Source organism: Mediterraneibacter agrestimuris (assembly GCF_943193195.1).
Classification (GTDB): domain Bacteria; phylum Bacillota; class Clostridia; order Lachnospirales; family Lachnospiraceae; genus Schaedlerella; species Schaedlerella agrestimuris.
This window is the reverse complement of record NZ_CALPDG010000038.1, coordinates 1-18,830: the sequence shown is the minus strand read 5'-3', so window position 1 is coordinate 18,830 and position 18,830 is coordinate 1. Positions and strand designations below refer to the sequence as shown.

Sequence of the window (18,830 nt, the reverse complement as noted above, 5' to 3'; positions counted from 1 at the left end):
TTTCTTTCATTTTCCGAATCAATAAAACCAATGACTTCCAATCTCTTTTCCTACTCCTGCCTGATTAAAATAAAGTGTATCAACAGTGCGGTTTCCCTGAAGAACATAATCAACCGCTTCAAAGCAACTCACCGGAATTACTGCTGGATCTCTCATTACTTCATCATACCATCCTGTTTGAACTGGAATAAACTGTCCCCTTTGACGAATAACACTTTCTACTGTATCAGGAAACAAACTGCTGTCTATCCTGTTAAACACAGTAGATGCAACTGCCACTTGTCCATCAAAAGGGTCATTCCCCGCCTCACACCATACAATCGCTGCCAGACACTCTCGTTCCGCTTCACTGACCTCTATCTCTCGATATATCTCTGCTGTATCCTGTACATGGTTCAGACTGGCAAGTCTGGTCTTACGGACAAGCTTCACACCAGAACTTTTCACATAAGGATTACCGAAATATTCTGTAGAAATCCGATACCATCCGGACATCTTTTCTATTATATCATAACTATGTCTCTGCTGTAAATAGCATAAGACTTCTTTTTCCTCTACCGATCTATACCCCTCTGTCTTCGTCCCATCAGTAATAACTTGTTCCGGACATACCTTATCTGCCTGCTCTCTCGCCTGTTCCCCGCGCAGCAGTCTGCTGGACTCCACATATCCTGACACATAACCAGATTGAATCAATGCCTTATCCTTGTCCTGCTCCAGAACACTAACAATCGTTTCTTCTTTCAATGTTCCTATGACTATATCGCTTGTTTTCGAGCCAAAAATAGGAAGTTCTCCGCCTTTAGAAATCCCTTTATCTTCCCATTGGGTCACTGACAGATATATCTCTCCTCCTTCACGCACTGCACCGTCAACTTCTCCATGCACTTCTTGTTGTTCAGCCGGAATTCCCCACGCATTCCATTCGCAATGTTTCCATGCCTCCTGCTTTACAGCACGAAGGTCCTTAAATTCTGCCGCATGGCAGACTCCCCCGCATAATATAACCGCTGCAACAAAAACGAAAAGCATTTTTTGTTTCGCATATCTTAATCTTGTCATCCTCTTTACTCCTACCGCAACATATTAATTATTTTCATGATACCATAAAGGATTCCGAATTACTACCCCTCATAATTTTTTGATATCACCAGGTAACAATGTAGCGGAAAGGCTGAACTGTTACATCACCGGCTTTAAAAAAATAGGAGAGACAGCGATTAAAATGAATCATTGTCTCTCCTATTTGTATTTTTTACCTTTTATAAATTACCCAGAAGCTTATCAATGCTAACCAGCTTCACACTAAGTACAAAAATTTCTGTTGCCGTTTTCAGTTCTTCCGGTGTCGGGAAAGACGGCGCTATACGGATATTGCTGTCTTTTGGATCCTTCCCATAAGGATAAGTTGCTCCCGCCTCCGTCATAACCAGCCCAGCTTCTTTTGCCCTTGCTACAATTGCCTTTGCACAGCCCTCCAGCGAATCAAAGGAAATAAAGTATCCGCCGTACGGTTTCAGCCAGGAACCAATTCCAAGACCGCCCAATTCCCTTTCCAGTGTATCTGTTACAGCGTCAAATTTTGGACGCAGAATGTCCGCATGTTTTCTCATATGCTGTACCATTCCGTGAATATCCTTAAAATATCTTGCATGACGAAGCTGATTTACCTTGTCATGTCCGATCGTCTGTACCTGCATCATTCTGCGGATATCCTTTAAGTTATTATCAGATGCAGCAATTGCTGCAATTCCTGATCCCGGAAAACTGATCTTAGATGTGGACGCAAATTTGTATACCATATCTGGATTGCCTTCCTTCTTACATTCCATCAATATCTCGATCAGATAATCCTGTTTATTGTCATACAAATGATGGATTCCATATGCATTATCCCAGAAAATACGAAAATCTTTTGCAGCCGGTTTCAGGCAGGCAAAGCGATGTACTGTTTCATCAGAATATGTGATTCCCTGTGGATTGGAGTATTTCGGTACACACCAGATTCCCTTGATTGCCTCATCTTCTGCTACCAGTTTTTCTACTATATCCATATTCGGACCAGTCGGAGTCATTGGCACATTGATCATTTCTATTCCAAAATGCTCTGTAATTGCGAAATGTCTGTCATATCCCGGTACCGGACAGAGAAATTTCACTTTATCCAGCTTCGCCCACGGAGTGTTTCCCATGATACCGCAGATCATTGCACGCGCAACTGTATCATACATAACGTTCAGGCTGGAATTACCGAAAATGACGATATTATCTTTTGGAACTTCCATCATATCTGCCAGAAGCTGCTTCGCCTCGGTAATACCATCCAGCACACCATAGTTCCGGCAGTCCACACCCTCCGTACATACCAGCTCAGAATCTCCGTTCAAAACATCCAGCATTCCCATAGACAGGTTCAGCTGCTCTATAGATGGTTTGCCGCGGGACATATCCAGCTTCAGTCCTTTTGTCTTAATGTCGTTATACTGTTTTTCCAGCTCTTGTTTCAGCGTTTCCAACTCTTCTACACTTAAATCTTTATACGGTGTCATAGCTATTCCTCCACTTTTTTACTCACTAAAAAGTATTTTATAAGATTTTTGACATTTAGTCAATCACTTCTTGCAAATTTTCTATTATAAAAATGTTTTTTAGCTATTCCTCGTCTTTTTCATGAAATATTTTTTACTTTCTCATTCATTTTCAATATTAACATCTATGATTCAGAATTTCCGGTTTAATTATTTTTTTCTTATTTAAAATAAATTCCGCTAAAGCACCTCTGTTTTTTCTAAGATCGTCTGAAGTACATTACATATTCAAAGTAATTTCTCCATTCATACATTTCCCTCTGTCCATTTGATGACGCAGCTTCCGATTTTCCACCGTATCAAACAATATTGAAAAATCGTAATCCTCAGGATAGAGTTCTTCTGCTGCCACATGCAGCTTCACCCGTTTTTGATTGATCCATATCTTCTTATCCGGCATCTGTACCCGAAGCACGCCTTTTTCATTCTGAGGCTGACACACAATTCCTATTTTCTTGTCCGGGTACACCATCACACTGTCTCCAATCTGATATTTCCTGATATTCTGCTGTCTCTGTTTCTTCATCTGACTCTTTTGAATATGACCAGAAGGTTGCTTCTTCATTTCACTTTCAACACATATTTTCTCCAATTCCTTGGGCATCCCCCCGTTGTAGGCCGCCCTTGCCGCTGTGGCCAGCATAGATTTAGGCATCCCCATTTTTCCTGCAATATAGAAGGCACAGCTTTCTCCTGCCTCTCCTATCACAAGCTGATACAAAGGCTTTAAGCTTTCCTTGTCAAATGTCATCCTTGCATTAACGATTTCCTCTTCCTGTTCTGCATATTGCTTCACCTCGGGATAATGAGTCGTTACAAGGAACAACGCCCCGCTCTTCTTCAGCTCCTCCAGAATTGCTACGGCAATTCCCATTCCCTCCGCCGGATCAGTACCTGAACCAAGCTCATCCATAATAACGAGACTTTCCTTATTGATATGTCTTAAAATATCCAGCACATTGGAAATGTGTGCAGAAAAAGTGGATAGATTCTCTGACAAATTCTGTCCATCACCGATGTCGCAAAGGTAATTGCTGTTCATACAGACGTCCGCCTGTTTACAGGTCACATGCAGTCCACACTGTGCCATCATGCAGTTCAGCGCTACAGTTTTGATCGCCACAGTCTTGCCTCCTGTATTGGGTCCGGTAATGACAACTCCATTCGTCCCGTCTCCAATTGTAAATTGCAAGGGTACAGCAACAGATTTATCCATCAGCGGATGTCTTCCGTCCTTAAACACAATCCTGCGCTCTGTATTAATCATTGGTTCTGCCGCTTCTAACTCCAGACTAAGTTTGCCTTTGGAGAAAATATAGTCCAGCTTCTCGATCATACGGATATCTGCCTCCAAAGTCTCTGCTTCGTCATGTATGCAGGCAGTCAGTTCGTACAGAATCCGCCGCACTTCATTTTCCTCATATATGAGTAAAATCTGAATTTCTTCATAATGCTTTGTAACTGCCGCTGGTTCCATAAATACGGTGCTTCCTGTGGAAGACTGCTCAATCACAGTACCCCTGATTCTATTCTTATGCTCCTTTTTCACCGGAATACACAAATGCCCGTTTTTTGTCGTACTAAAATTATCTGCCAGATACACTTTGTTCGCCCGCATTGCAGCCTCTGCTTTGGAGCGCATACTGTCCTCTTCTTTCGCCATATTGCTTCGATAAGTTTTCAGCATCCTGGAAGCATTATCATCTACTCTTCCTCCCCGAAGCTGTGTATGAATCTTATCTTTGATATCCGTCAGCGGTTCCAGATTCTCCTCATAATATGCCAGAGAAATATCGTATACCTTCCCCTGATTCAAATATTGTTTCAGCCTTGACACTGCGGTGAGCGCCATTCCAACCCCCTCTAACTGTTCAGCGCTTAAGCATCCGCCCTTTTTAGCAATCATAACCCATTCTTTCAACCCCTGCAGCGAATCCAATGGAGGCATGCCATTCTTCTCAATCAGCATTTTAGCCTCCGATGTCTCCCGCTGCCGTGCAAGCAGTTCCGGTTCAGACTTAATCGGAACTGTTCTCTCTATTTCCTGCTTTGCATATTCTGTCAAAGCAAGCTCCTTCCATATTTCTTTTACTTTATCAAATTCTAATATTTGTTCTGCATTTCTCATTTTCGTTACTCCTTACATATAAATAAAAAGCCATTTTATCGCATGCTTGGCAACAAAAAAAGTATGTTCCTTTACCAGAACATACTCTCACTGCTTTTTATTCATATACAAAATCATAAACTACTACTGTCTTTTTCCTGTATACAAAATCACTAAACAAATGTATTTGGTATAGGTATGCGTCCGCAAAGCTGATACAACTGATATCTTCCGATATCAAAAAGGGTACACAAAAAACAGGGGATAGCCCCTTGTCTCCCTTTCTTGATTAAATTTTTGTTGTTATCTTACTTCTGCCACTCCGGACATAAAACACCTCTGTAAACATTTGTTTTTATTTTATATACAGGCACAGTATAGCCAACTATTTCTAAAATGTCAACAAAAAATTTGTATCATATTCAACCCCCGATCCTTTTCCCCGGTCTGACAGATTTGACATCTATATCAATCCCCAGCACAGCCTTCACTAGCCAGACAAAGAAAAACAACACTGCAATCGGAATGATACAGGACGTCACGATCATAACTGCAAGCGCCTCGATAAAGTCATTTAAAACTGTCTGGATCTTATTCGTCACGCCAGATACACCATTCTGGACAGTAGAGATAATGCCTGCCAGAAATCCCTCATCATCTTTAGAATTCTTGGAATCCTCTGCACTTTCTTCAATCTCTTCTGTTGCTTCTTTTGCTGATTCAAGCGTACTGTTAATAGAAGCCTTGTAGGTATCCTCTACCATATCAGCCACTTTCACACTGGCTGGGATCACAACCGTAATCGCCAGTCCGAACAGCGCGATTTTCTTAGCCGCCCGGTTCACGGATCTGCTCCTTCTAAATACATTAAAAGAAAAAAGCAGACAGGCAGCTGGAATCAATATCACAAAAGCCGCATATCCGGTAATGGTTAACAGATATTTTTCCAAATACAACGCACATAATACGAATAAAAAATAAGTACTCAAATCTGCCAGCTTCTCTGCAATCGGAATTCCTGTATCTCCGGGCAATAAAGAAATTGCCGCCGATGCCGCGGTGGATGCGGCTGTCAATTCCATAACTGTAGTTTTTTTCTCATCCAGTGACTGAATTGTCTTGGCATGAAATTCTGTTGACGCGGCAAATCTCGCCACCACAAACACTGAAATCAATGCGATTACAATCGGGATCACTACTTTCAAAATCTTCTTTGTCTTCTCACTCATACATCTCATCTCCTTGTTTATTCCTCTGCCATATTCTCGTGTAGCACTGTGTTTTTGCTTTGTCCGATTTTCTATTTTACTCTGCTTTCCATCTCAGCTTTCCCACTGACAGTTCATATATCCACATGTTCCATTTTTAAAAGCTCAGCTTTCTTCTCCATGCCGCCCGCATACCCGGTAAGACTGCCGTCTGTTCCGATCACCCGGTGGCACGGTACGATCAACGAAATGGGATTGTGTCCTACCGCGCCTCCGACTGCCTGCGCCGACATACTTTCCATTCCCCTTTGCTTCGCAACTTTATCTGCAATTTCCTTATATGTCATCGTTTGTCCATAAGGAATCTCCAACAAAATCTCCCATACCATTCTGCGGAATTTTGTTCCCTTTAGTTTCAGCTTTGGAATAAAATCCGGTTTCTTTCCTTCAAAATAAACATCCAGCCAGCAGATGGTTTCTTCAAAAACAGAAAGATTTTTCTGTTCACTTTCACTAGTCAGTGTACTTCCGAAATACTTTTGTCCTTCAAACCACAGTCCGGTCAATGCCTCTCCGTCTGAAGACATGGTGATCGCACCAAGCGGTGAATCATAATGATATGTATATTCTTTTTCCATCCTGGCTGCATTCCATTCCATAAAATACTCCACTTCCCCTGTATTTTCATCTATGCACTCACTTTGAATCATAAAATTTTCTCTTTGATAGAATTTTACTGCACGCACATTTTTTTGATACACGCTTAAAGTCAGTTTTCCTTTGATTTCCTTTACGTAGTCCAATAACTGCTTTCCAATTCCTTTAGACTGCGCTTTGCCTCTGACAAAAATCCCTGCTATATACGTTCCCTCTATCCCCACAAAGCCAAGAATTTCACTTGCTTCTTCGTATACATAAACCTCTGCCTGACAGAACAAATCCTTCACCATAGGAAAATTCTCTGTCCAATATTCTGCCTTGATGAAATCATGTGCCTTCAGATTCGTATTCAGCCAGATCTCTGCAATCTTTTCGACATCTTTTTTCTGTATCCTTCTGATCATCTTTCTATGTTCCCTTCTACTACTCAATACGATTATTCTATCATTATATAGAGGGTATTCTCAAGAGCAAAAATCTTTCATTGACACAATTTTCTTCCGGTATCCGCAAATTCAACCCCCGTAAAGTTGAATCCCTAAAATCTGTTTTTTCCTTTATTTCCCCTCTCAAAATCACCTCTTCCCTCCTTGCCGCCCCTTTTATTTTGTGGTATTCTGACGAAGTATACCTTGTATAAAAAATAACAAAGTTTTTTCAAGGCACACGATAAATAAAGAAAAGGAGAAACAGACATGCTAAGAAGAGGAACATCAGCTTTCCCCGGCGGCATACATCCAACGGACGGTTCTGACAAATTATTGTCCATGGATCAGTCAATAAAGACCTACCACCCAAAAGTTGTCACAATTTTATCAGAACAGTCTTTTAACGGAACATGCGAACTACTTGTACAGTCCGGGGATTCTGTAAAAAAAGGTCAGCTTATTGGAAAACCGGCAGCATTTGGGGCTGCTCCCCTCCATGCAAGTGTCAACGGAACAATCCTTGAAGTCAGGGATGTGTCCAATCAGGGACGAGAGATTAAAGCATGTATCATTCAAAGCAACGATACATCTCCTGCCGAATCCGTACCGGCCGATCATCGTACCCAAGCAGCAGACATACGCAGCATTACTGCAGAAGAAATTCTACACGGTATCCACGACGGTGGATTAACCGGAATGGGAGGTGCCGGCTTTCCAACACACAAAAAATATAAAACAAACAAGGTAATCGATACTCTGCTCATCAATGGTGCAGAATGTGAGCCTTTTCTGACCTGTGACTATCGGCTCATGCTGGAGGAAGGATATGCGCTGCTCAACGGAGTGCGTCTTCTTTTAAAAGCTTCCGGCGCCGGACAGGCTTACATCTGTATTGAAGATAACAAGCCGAAGGCTTCAGAACATCTAAATGAACTTCTGAAAACGGCAACATTTTCCGGTATGATAGACGAAACGGAAAACATTTCAATAAAAGTTCTTCCGACTCGTTATCCGCAGGGCGGCGAACGTCAGCTTATTCAGACTGTTCTTGACCGTGAAGTACCAATGGGCGGGCTTCCCGCCGATGTAGGTGTGATCGTATCCAACGTAGGCACAGCCAAAGCTGCAGCCGATATGATACTCGGAGGCATCCCTCTCACCGAGCGGATTGTCACCGTCACCGGATGGGTAAAACAGCCGGGCAATTATCTGGTTCCAATCGGAACCTCTGCCAAAGAACTGATCAGACTCTGCGGTGGTGTAACTACGCAAAAGAACCGGATCATCGCCGGCGGTCCCATGACAGGTCTGTGTGCCGCCTCTGACTGGAACGGAAAAGACGAGCTGTTTTATATCACAAAAAGCACTTCGGGTATTGTGGTATTGCCAGATTCGGAATATAAAGAACAACCATGTATCCGGTGTCAGGGTTGCGAAAATGTATGTCCTGCAGGACTGACGCCATACCAGATTGAAATTGCATTTTTCAACGAGGACTATGATTTGTGCGAGAAGCTCTATGCCAGCGAATGTATCGCCTGTGGCTGCTGCTCTTACACATGTCCTGCAAAGAGAGAACTCGCCGTGCGTACCCGTATGGCAAGAGACATTGTAAAACAACAGAAATGGGAAAGGGCGGTGAAGTAATCATGGATCAAGTAAGAATAATCAACGGACCACATCTGCGTACGGATCGTACAACAAGAAGCATTATGTTTCACGTATCACTTTCTCTGATCCCTGCGCTTCTTGGTTCTATTTACTTTTTCGGAATCCGCTCGCTGTATCTCACCGGACTTTCCGTTGCCGTCTGCGTTACAACTGAATATCTCTGGCAGAAACTAACGAACAAACAGGTGACTGCCGGCGATTTCAGTGCAGTCGTCACTGGAATATTACTGGCGTTCAATATGCCGTCTACCGTTCCGGTCTGGATCATTGTCGTAACTGCAGTATTCAGCATCTTGTTTGTAAAACAGATGTTCGGCGGCATCGGCAACAACTTTGCCAACCCAGCACTGATGGGCCGTCTGTTAGCAATGATCCTATGGCCCGGCACGGTTATGCAGTACACAGCCCCGTATACATTACCTGCGGATGCTGTATCATCTGCAACGGTTTTGGGCGCAGTAAAAAATGGAGGAGAAGCAGGCTACAGTTATATCCAGATGTTCTTAGGTGAAACACCGGGAGCGCTCGGCGAAACAAGTAAACTTCTGCTGTTGGTTGGTTTTGTTTATATGTGCTATATGGGAATTGTTAATGCAGAAGCAGCTCTTACCTATATTGCAACTGTGCTTATCCTGACCTTTATATTCGGACCTGACGGACTATTTACCGGAGATATCCTTCTGAATCTGCTTGGAGGCGGACTGATTTTGGGTGCCTGCTATATGCTGACAGATTATGTATTCATTTCCCGCAGAGGGCGGCTGCTTTACGCAGTCACTGCCGGTATTATTACGGCGGCGATCCGTATTTTCAGCCATTATCCAGAAGGTATCTGTTTCGGAATCCTGACAGCCAACTGTCTTGCCGGTGGTCTGTCATTTCTTTATAAAAAACATATATACGGAACTAAAAAAGCATAAGGGAGAAGACTATGAAAAATAAAACAGTAAAAGGAATTATCGCACTAGCTGTTGTAACTGCACTTTCCTTCGGTATCATTATCGGATCCAAGGCATTGTCCACAGATATGACAGGCAGTACAGGAACTACAGAAGCGAAAGTAACAGAAGAACTTGATGTAAATGATGTGGAAAATATTGATAAAGCAGTAAAAACCGAAGACGGTTATATCGTAACCGTCCGCCAGAAAGGATATGGCGGCGACATTGTGATGAACGTTTCCTTCGATGAGGCTGCATCTATGATCACCAAATTGGAAATCACTGAACAAAATGAAACAGAAAGTCTGGGATCAAAAATTACAGAATCTGATTTCCTGAACCAATTTAACGGAATAAAAGCCCCTGTTTATCTTCCTGGCATGACAGTCGGTGAAGATGGTTCTGTCGAAGAGAGTAACTCCGGCACCGCAGATTTAACCGTTCTGGATAATGTAACGTTTACAGACGGAACATACACCGCCAAAGCAGAGCCTGATTCCAACGGATTTACTGAAGAGGTAAACCTGACTGTAAAAGACGGTAAAATCACAGCAGTCAACTGGGATGGAATTAAGGAAGACGGAACAAAGAAAAGTGTCATATCTGAAAACGGCGAATATGTGATGACGGAAGACGGTCCCACATGGAAAGAACAGGCGGAAGCACTGGCTGACGCTCTGATCCAGAACCAGTCTCTTACCTTCCTTGAAACCAATGCCGAAGGCAAGACAGACGCTGTTTCCGGTGTCAGCATCTCTGTAGGAGGATTTATCAGCCTGGCTGCTGACTGTATGGCACAGGCTGCCAATGTGGAACTCACACCATCCCATGAAGAAGATACCGATACCTCCGCACAAAACGGAACACAGATTGATGCTGTTTCCGGCGCAACTGTTTCTTCTACTGCTGTTGTAACCGGAATCAATCACGCATATGAATTTTTGCAGACTATCAGTAATGATTCATCTGTGCGCAAATCTACAAAAACGAATTGATAAGCTTGCTTACAATAAGACGTTTTTGTAGATTTGTATAAGACATTTTGCCATAAGCGAGAATTTGGTAACAGTTCAGCCTTTCGGCTGCACTGTTACTGAATTGTTACAACTGTAATATAAGAATGGAGGATTCGATATGAAATTAAGATATCCGGCTGAAGCCTTTACCCTTGGAATCATCTTGTTTTCCTCAGGTATGAAGGAAGCCTTTGCCGCTGGAATCATGGTGGTTTTATCAGCTGTTTTCGCAGAATTTTTGAAAAATCTTTTGGATGAAGACCTTCCTGCATGGAGTTTAAAGCTCTGCGTATATATTGCCACTGCTTCCCTCTGTGCCTCCACATTTCTGGTTGGATTTGCTTACCTTGGGACAGCCCTTACAACTGAAATGTGGATGATTACCTTTGTAGTTGGTCTTCTCTGCGCACGCCATACTTTGAATGACGGCATAGAAGCAGATTACGGGGAAATGCTTTTTGAAGCGGCGATTGCATGGGGATTCTGGATTCTTCTGTCTATTATCCGCGAATTTATGGGAAGCGGTACAATATTTGGAAACATGGTCCTGCATAGTTCCATTCAATCCAAAGCTTTCCTTGGAAGTACATTTGCATTCCTCACAGCGGGTCTGGTACTCGCTTTTACAAACGGTATCCTGAAAAAGTGCTGCCGTGGGCAGAACAGCCTTTTGGTTGTCGTTCCTGCAGCCATTCTGATACGTCCGTTTACGATTGCCAGCCTGACAGGGCTCACAGAGTATCTCGGAATTCTCTGGACGATCCTCGTTCCGATCACTTTGTTCCTGTCTGTAAAACAAACATTGAAATTCTCACAGCCTGGAAAGGCTTACCGTGGACTTCCGACCGACATGCTGGCAGCTGGATTCATTTATATGATTCTAAGCATATATTAACATCTCTTTGAATCATATAATTTTGTAAATCACACAGAAATATATCTAAAAACAGGGTGAAAAGCATATTTTTAAGCCTTTCACCCTTGCTTTATACTATAGAAAACATCATTTTCCAGTTTTCTCTTCTCTAAATTTATCACTAAAATGTATCTCTCCATTTTCAGTGATAAATACCGCACGCACGTCCTGCAGACTATCGATCAATTCCATCCCCTTTTCCAATCCAAGTGCAAAACAGCTTGTACTAAGAGCGTCTCCATCCACCGAATATTCCGAAATAATTGTAACCGACGTAATTCCGTTATCATAAGGATATCCATCCTTAGGATTCAAAATATGATGATAAAATTGATCATCTTTTTCAAAATACCTCTCATAGACTCCTGAAGACACAACTGACCGATCAATAATCTCTGTAGTCTCCACAGTCTCACTGCGCTTTGCAAAGGGTTTCTGTATTCCCACACGGAAGGGTCCGCCATCCGTTCGTTTTCCCACACACAGAACATTGCCGCCCAAATCGATAATCGCACTTTCCACACCCTTTGAAACGAGAAATTCCTTAATCCTGTCCGCAATATATCCCTTGGCAATGGCTCCCAGTTCCAGTCCCATGCCTTCTTCTGCAAACCGGAACCGATTCCCCTGCAATTCTACTTTTTCATACCCGACCAGCTTTTGCACCTCTTCCAACGCTTGTTCATCCGGCACAATCTTTTCCTCTGAAGTAAAATCCCAGAGTGATGAAAGTGGTTCGATCGTAATATCAAATGTTCCTTCCGACAATTCACTATAGTAAAGTCCCTTTTCGATCAAGTCTGCCAACTCATCTGAAAGCATATACCAGCCATCCGCCTTCGGCAGCGTGCCATGATTCAATTGATATAGTTCGCTGTCTTCCCGTGTCCTGCTGAATATCCTCTCATATTTATCACAAAGTTTCAGAGCTTCCTGCAGCATTTCTTCATCCTGTGAGTCATACACTGTAATTTTCACTGCTGTGTTCAGCTTAAATCCACTGACACTGATAGCTTCATCTGATCCCCCCACTGCATCCGGCTGCCTCCCCATATAAAACAACATAAAAAATGCAAGTATCAGGATAAATGCAAGTCCAATCAAAATATTCCGATTCTTCACTATAACTATCGCTTCTCCTGTTCTTTAAATTCTTCCTGTGGTTCCATTATGAATGACGCCGGATCTGAATCAAATTCATCACATCTTTATACAAACCACCTTCATCTTCCAGATCAATCATCAGCCATCTCTGTCCGTTGCCTTCCTTTGTCGCATGATAAATCGTTTGTAATTCAGACGTGCATTGGGGCAGCAACTCTTCAACCACCTCTTTCTCTTTTCTTCCTACCACAACCATAACCGTAAAATAAAGTTCCCTCGGATAAATCGTACATAATGATCTCCCTGCTTTTTTGAACTTGACGTTCCATCCTGGTTCCATACTGCATGCGCTGAACTCTATCATTTCATTACATTTGTATGTGTCTTTTATCTCCTCACAAAATGTGTGAAAAACCGAATTCTGAACATAGTCTTCTATTTCCTCCAGATCCGGGCAATACTGCTTGTCCCGCAAATCAACCATAATCTTCTTGATCCTTTCTATTATCTCTGTTACCATCTATCTCTTTTTGCTGCATATGTTCTGATTCCTTTGCCGAACAATATACTATCACTTGCTATTGTTATTAGCATAACATGGATAATTATGTTTTTAAACTATTTTTAATAAAATCCCAATACAAAACTAATTATAATGATAGCATCTTGTCCCTTCACTTTTTTGTTGTACCGGCAAATTTAATTTTATAAATCAAGTTTCATATAAATAGAAGTATCCATTGGACTATTATTGTAACTTTCTATTTCATAAAAACCAAATTTCTTATAAATATGTACCGCACTTTGCAGAAAAGGAAGTGTATCTAATAACATATAAGAATATCCAATTTTTTTGGCATCCTCTATTACCTTTTCTACCAAAATACTGCTTAATTTTTTGCCTCTAAATTCTGGTCTTATATATAAGCGTTTCATTTCACAATTCTGATCGTCAATCTTCCTCAGACCTATGCAGCCTGCTAATTTTTCATCACAATAAATCAAATATAATCTACCGTCCGGCATACCATATTTCATTTCTAAATGATTAATTTCCTTATCATAATTTTGAATATCAAGATACTTTTTGAATGACTCATCATTTTCAATTAGCATTTTTGTATATTCAGAAAACAATACACTTACATCTTCCTTTTGTTCATAAGCAGGAACTATTTTTATACTCATAGTTTTCCTCCAGCAATACATTTTTTAATTAAATTTTTGTTAATACATCTATATTTTAAGATGTTGCTCTTTTGTATGTTAAATAAGAGATTGATTACGGGTTCACAATAGTAATCACTGTCGGTTCTTCATGTTCCCAGAATCTTTCATACAAAACGAACAGATATCCCTCTCCGTCCATTGCATCTCCATACCCCACATCCGCTCTTTGATCATCATAAGGCTCCAGATACATTTCGCGGTTATAATCTCCATCTTCATCTTTTTCCGTCTGTATCACGCGATATCCACTGTCTGTAATACCATATACTGACTTGTCAATTGCCAGACAGTACTCTGTCTCCGGTATAATTCCCGGTTTCATCTGAAAGCTGATTGCCTTTTGTCTCTGGGCTTTTGTCAAGTCCAGAGATTCCGGAACTTCTGTTTCCACAATACTTCCTGTCATATCTGTTTTTAACTGATCTCCCACATACTGGCTATTGCTGTTCTCCGCACCATAAATTCCTTCTGCCATCAGAACTGGATTTTTTCCATAAATGCCATTTTGTATACCCAAAAGCTCTTTATCTTCAGATGGTACACTTACATGCCATGCCGTCATAAGCAAAAACGGAACTGTCGGGTGCATATCTGCTGCGCCATAGAAATTCTCTTTTACATAAATAGAATCATTACTCCAGTCAGCTTGTTTCATTTTTGATTCAAAATACATACTCGGAAGCACAATTCCCCTGAGCTGAATCCCATAGTCCTCCCCACATGCCTCTAAAACAGTCTGTAATTCTGCATCTTCAGCAACTTCCTGCATCTGAAAGCGCTGCTCCATTGTCTTAATCACGGGATCTGGAAGATAGTAATCACAATTCCCATTTCGGGCTGATGAACCTCTCCGTAATCTCATGACCGTAGTCCCTGGAGCCTGCATCCTGATTTGATCTTCCTTCTCCATAAATGCATCAAAATCGCCCCCAAAACTAGTATGGAAAAAACCGTCCCTGATTTCGCCAATATCATAACCCGTATCTGAATTCCAGTATAATCTTCCCTCCGGACGTCCCGTCAGTTCATTAAGTCTTTCCTGAAATGCTTTCCGAATTTCCTTTTCCTGTATATTATCAAAAAACAGAAACTCCTTTTCTCCTTTTGGGGTCAACCCATAGGCAATTGTCGCATAAGACTCATCCTCAATGATCCTGTAAACAACAACCTTATCTGCTCTATTTCCAAACACATTTTCCTTTTCTGCTTTCAAATCCAGTTCTGTATATCCGATTCCCTCATACTTCTCATTTAGATATACCGTTGCCTGAATTCTTGCATCTTTGGCAAGAGAATTTGATTTTCCCATCATAATTCCCACACCAAGAAGACTTGCAGCAATCAGTCCTGCAATGCCGATCACTACCGGAAAAATCCTTCTTTTTCTAACCGTATGTCTTCTGGTTTCACTGTACTGCTTCGGAAGCTGTTCCTGCGCTGCCTTTACAATATCTGCTGCCAATGAAGCTTTATCCAGCTCCATAGCAGTCTGATAATACTGCGTGCGTTTTGTCATTGTCTCAATAATCAGATATGCCACATTACTCTGAAGCGGATACGCGCGAGCAATTTCCAATAAAGTCCTCATAGACTCTATGCTCTCATTCGGCAGAAATTCTGTAGAGAAGAACTTTGACCATTCTGCATATGCGTTTTTATTTTTCATACGCATCAACTCATACATTCTATAAGATAATTCCTTTTCATGTTCATTCTTTTGCTGATGCCGCTGACTTTGAGTCTGTTGAGATATACCATCATAACTTGCATCCTTCCGAATATTTGTCGCTGTATCATCTGACTCTGCATATTTCATCGCCGCTTCATAGGCTTCATGGGTTTTCGCCCACTGCGCCGGCTGTTCCTCCTGAAGGTATTTTTTTATCTGTACCGCATAAGCTTTCTTTATTGCTTTTTTATCTTTTGTTGCTTCAATCCCTAAAAAATCAAACGCCCATCTTGCCATGTTCCATATTCCTCCTGCACTTCCTCATCTTCCCCATCATTTCCGTGTTACCAGTATTTACATCATCATCAAAATATTTCTTACTCCATCATACGATAATTATATATTACTTTTCCTTTTGATTCAAACACTCCGTACAATATCATTACATAAAAAACAGGACAGTATAGCACGGAAATTTCTTTATATCAATTTATCCATGAAAACAATAAATCACTAAAAATAGTGTAGAACTATTCAGCTGCAAATGAATAAATTCTGCCGGAAGTTAAAACAGAAATATAAATTCAAGTATGATATCAACGCAATTCTGTCTGACTTGATCTATACAAGGATTCCGGAGCCTTGCAGCAAGCGTTTTTCGCTTACACTACATTATCTCTAATCCTTCTATAATGATAAAAAAGAAAAGTCATAGTTCCCCGTTTTCGGAGTCTATGACTTTTCCTTTTGAAACATAGAATCTTTTCTTAGTATTTTTAAATACTCTTACTATGCAAACACTCGCTGTTTTTTGACATCAATGTTTAAGGACTATTCGATAAGCCCCGCCATATTAGAAAACATCACCTTATTTTTTTCATAAACAACAGTCCAAAAGATCCCGGACCACAGTTGCTGGCGATAGATGAGGATGCTTTCTGTATATAAATATGTTCAAACGGGCAATACTGTTGTACCATATCCCGGATATATTGAACCTTCTGTACATCCATTCCAGAATATGTAATAAACAAAATACGGCGGTCAATGTTCCCTTTGTTGATTAGCACTTTACGGATATAGCTTTTTGCCACATGGGAAAAATTCCCCATTCCTATTCCGCCCACAACCATCCGGCTATTTCTAAGGACAATAATCGGATGCAGCAAAAGTGCATCACAAATTATCTGTATCCTCTTCGATATCCTCCCTGCCTGGCACATCCAATGTGTACTTTCAATAATGAAAGCTGAGGAAACATAATGTTTCAGCCACTTCACCGTTCTAACAATTTCTTTCTTTGATGCATGATTTTCTACCATGGAAGCTGCATAAAGAACTATCAGCCCCATACTGCTGGAAAGATGTCCCGAATCTAATACCGTAACATTTTCAAACGACTTTGCAGCTTCAACTGCATTATCATATCCCTGGCTGGCATGTTTTGCCATCGTAATATGAATCACATTCTGCGCTTCCGTCAGCCGCTCAGCGAAAAAGCTCTCGTAATCTGCAACACTTGGCGGCTGTGAAAAACCTTCTTTCTCCGTTGCCATGTAGAACAACAGTTCATCCGCCTTTATCTCCACTTCATCCAAAAACCTTCCCTGGTCGGTACAAATATAGTAAGGACACACCTTAATACCTAATTTCTTCTTCAGGGATTCAGGAAGATCACACACACTGTCCGTTGTCACCATAAGGAATGTTCTCTGAGCTTGTTCAAAAATCAATATTTCCTTATCAAGCTCTGACTGTCTGACTTCCTCACTAAATTTAACCAGTTCTCTGGGCAGAATATTTGAAACCGCTGCTTCTAGCAGAGCACCGCTAACTGGCTTCGCCAGATATCCGCTAAAGCCCTCCTTCCTGTACAGGAGCTGATTATCACTTCCTGCATTGGCTGTAAGGGCGAGCACGGGAACATTCTGGCACAATCCTCCCGGCTGTGTCCGCAACGCATGAAGACACTGTATTCCATCCATTTCGGGCATCAGATGATCCATTAAAATCGCATCATAATACTGAGTCTGGGTACGCTGCAGACACTCCGCACCGCTAAGTGCCGTATCGAGCTGAATCTTTGTCGCAGCAAGCAGCTTTTTCACTACTATCAAGTTCATTTCATTGTCATCAACCACTAAAATATGGGCATTCGGTGCTTCAAAACTCTGCCGGTACTGATCCCCTTCGCGGTATCTTATATGTGAATCTAACGTAAAGCCTCCCAGTTCTTTATCATCAACTATATCCTGCTCCAATATTACGAGAAAGGTAGATCCCTTGGTATAGACACTATTGACACTGATTTCCCCACCCATCAGTTCCACTAACTGATGTACTATGCTAAGCCCAAGCCCTGTGCCTTCAATATGACGGTTTTTCTCTTCGTCTACTCGTTTAAATGCATTGAAAATATAAGGAATATTTTCTTTTTTAACCCCCCGTCCCGTATCCTCGACAGTAAACCAAATCCGCACACGGTTTAAGTTTAGTCTTTCACACCGGACAGACAAGGTAATAGATCCCTCATCGGTATATTTTACAGCATTGTTTAACAGATTAATCAAAATCTGCTTAATACGCACTTCATCACCGCAAAGCATACTTGGAATTGAAGAATCCACATGAAGCCTGAACTCCAGCCCTTTTTCCTTTGTCTTAATCCAAATCATATTGATGATATCAGAAAACATTGTACCTGTTTCATAAGAAACATTAACAATTTCCATCTTTTTTGATTTTATTTTGGACAAATCCAAAATGTCATTAATCAATATCAGCAACATTTTACTGGCATTCTGGATATTCCTGGCATTCTCAGCAACATCTTCTGGAATATCTCCACGCAAGATAATTTCATTCAGCCCAATGATCGTATTAATAGGTGTGCGGATTTCATGGCTCATACTGGAAAAAAAATTATTCTCTGCCTTGTTCAGTTCTTCAATCTCTTTCTTCTGCCGCCTGGAAAGTTCATTTTCCTTTTCATATAACCGGTTTAACGATACAAGCAGAACACTGGTCAGTATACCTACCAAAATAACAGAAAATGCAGAGCAGAAAAAATAATGCCCTTGCGTATTCTGTGCCACATACTGCGGGTAATAGAAAGCAACATAATAGCAAAGCAACGTTTCTATCACCCACAAAAAGTAAAACACTATCCTTCGTCTTCCTTCCAGAGTAATGCTGATATATATAAAGCAGATAACAAACCAATGTTAACAACTTAGTAGTGGCATGATATCACAATAGGATTAAGCTATTAAACCAATAATAGCAGATGATA

At 41.3% G+C, this 18,830-nt stretch carries 14 protein-coding genes and 1 pseudogene; 4 read left to right on the top strand and 11 right to left on the bottom strand.

Annotated features, from left to right (window positions below; genetic code table 11):
- Positions 1 to 18: 18 nt before the first annotated feature.
- The 6 genes and pseudogenes from NFS18_RS14975 to NFS18_RS19800 all read right to left on the bottom strand — a co-directional run.
- Positions 19 to 1,062: a cell wall hydrolase gene (locus NFS18_RS14975; RefSeq protein ID WP_251391704.1), complete on the bottom strand. Its 1,044-nt coding sequence runs from the start codon at positions 1,060 to 1,062 to the stop codon at positions 19 to 21.
- A 200-nt stretch (positions 1,063 to 1,262) separates the two neighbouring features.
- A complete protein-coding gene (locus tag NFS18_RS14970) occupies positions 1,263 to 2,549 on the bottom strand; it encodes a PLP-dependent aminotransferase family protein (RefSeq protein WP_251391701.1) in 1,287 nt (428 codons plus the stop codon).
- A 259-nt stretch (positions 2,550 to 2,808) separates the two neighbouring features.
- Positions 2,809 to 4,716, bottom strand: coding sequence for an endonuclease MutS2 (locus NFS18_RS14965; protein ID WP_251391699.1), 1,908 nt, complete (start codon positions 4,714 to 4,716; stop codon positions 2,809 to 2,811).
- Between the two features lie 401 nt (positions 4,717 to 5,117).
- Positions 5,118 to 5,924, bottom strand: coding sequence for a hypothetical protein (locus tag NFS18_RS14960; protein ID WP_251391696.1), 807 nt, complete (start codon positions 5,922 to 5,924; stop codon positions 5,118 to 5,120).
- Positions 5,925 to 6,037: 113 nt separating this feature from the next.
- Entirely contained in the window at positions 6,038 to 6,541 is a 504-nt protein-coding gene (locus NFS18_RS19805) for a methylated-DNA--[protein]-cysteine S-methyltransferase (RefSeq protein ID WP_251391746.1), read from the bottom strand.
- Between the two features lie 12 nt (positions 6,542 to 6,553).
- Positions 6,554 to 6,967: pseudogene (locus NFS18_RS19800) on the bottom strand (N-acetyltransferase); the annotation flags it as partial.
- Between the two features lie 291 nt (positions 6,968 to 7,258).
- Between NFS18_RS19800 and rsxC the strand changes: the two are divergent.
- The 4 genes from rsxC to NFS18_RS14930 all read left to right on the top strand — a co-directional run bounded on the left by rsxC (position 7,259) and on the right by NFS18_RS14930 (position 11,514).
- Positions 7,259 to 8,638: an electron transport complex subunit RsxC gene (gene rsxC / locus NFS18_RS14945; protein WP_251391694.1), complete on the top strand. Its 1,380-nt coding sequence runs from the start codon at positions 7,259 to 7,261 to the stop codon at positions 8,636 to 8,638.
- A gap of 2 nt (positions 8,639 to 8,640) precedes the next feature.
- Entirely contained in the window at positions 8,641 to 9,582 is a 942-nt protein-coding gene (locus NFS18_RS14940) for an RnfABCDGE type electron transport complex subunit D (protein WP_251391693.1), read from the top strand.
- Positions 9,583 to 9,593: 11 nt separating this feature from the next.
- Entirely contained in the window at positions 9,594 to 10,598 is a 1,005-nt protein-coding gene (locus NFS18_RS14935; RefSeq protein WP_251391690.1) for an FMN-binding protein, read from the top strand.
- A 139-nt stretch (positions 10,599 to 10,737) separates the two neighbouring features.
- On the top strand, positions 10,738 to 11,514 hold the full coding sequence (locus NFS18_RS14930; RefSeq protein ID WP_251391681.1) for a hypothetical protein: 777 nt from the start codon (positions 10,738 to 10,740) through the stop codon (positions 11,512 to 11,514).
- A gap of 108 nt (positions 11,515 to 11,622) precedes the next feature.
- On the opposite strand, the gene NFS18_RS14925 is transcribed toward NFS18_RS14930, so the two are convergent.
- The 5 genes from NFS18_RS14925 to NFS18_RS14905 all read right to left on the bottom strand — a co-directional run bounded on the left by NFS18_RS14925 (position 11,623) and on the right by NFS18_RS14905 (position 18,702).
- Entirely contained in the window at positions 11,623 to 12,660 is a 1,038-nt protein-coding gene (locus NFS18_RS14925) for an FAD:protein FMN transferase (protein ID WP_408631562.1), read from the bottom strand.
- A 43-nt stretch (positions 12,661 to 12,703) separates the two neighbouring features.
- Positions 12,704 to 13,159, bottom strand: coding sequence for a DUF3788 domain-containing protein (locus NFS18_RS14920; protein ID WP_251391678.1), 456 nt, complete (start codon positions 13,157 to 13,159; stop codon positions 12,704 to 12,706).
- A gap of 185 nt (positions 13,160 to 13,344) precedes the next feature.
- Positions 13,345 to 13,827, bottom strand: a complete 483-nt coding sequence (locus tag NFS18_RS14915) for a GNAT family N-acetyltransferase (protein ID WP_251391676.1) — start codon at positions 13,825 to 13,827, stop codon at positions 13,345 to 13,347.
- 94 nt (positions 13,828 to 13,921) lie between these two features.
- Positions 13,922 to 15,835, bottom strand: coding sequence for a hypothetical protein (locus NFS18_RS14910; RefSeq protein WP_251391673.1), 1,914 nt, complete (start codon positions 15,833 to 15,835; stop codon positions 13,922 to 13,924).
- Between the two features lie 566 nt (positions 15,836 to 16,401).
- Positions 16,402 to 18,702, bottom strand: a complete 2,301-nt coding sequence (locus tag NFS18_RS14905; protein ID WP_251391670.1) for a DegV family protein — start codon at positions 18,700 to 18,702, stop codon at positions 16,402 to 16,404.
- Positions 18,703 to 18,830 lie beyond the last annotated feature (128 nt).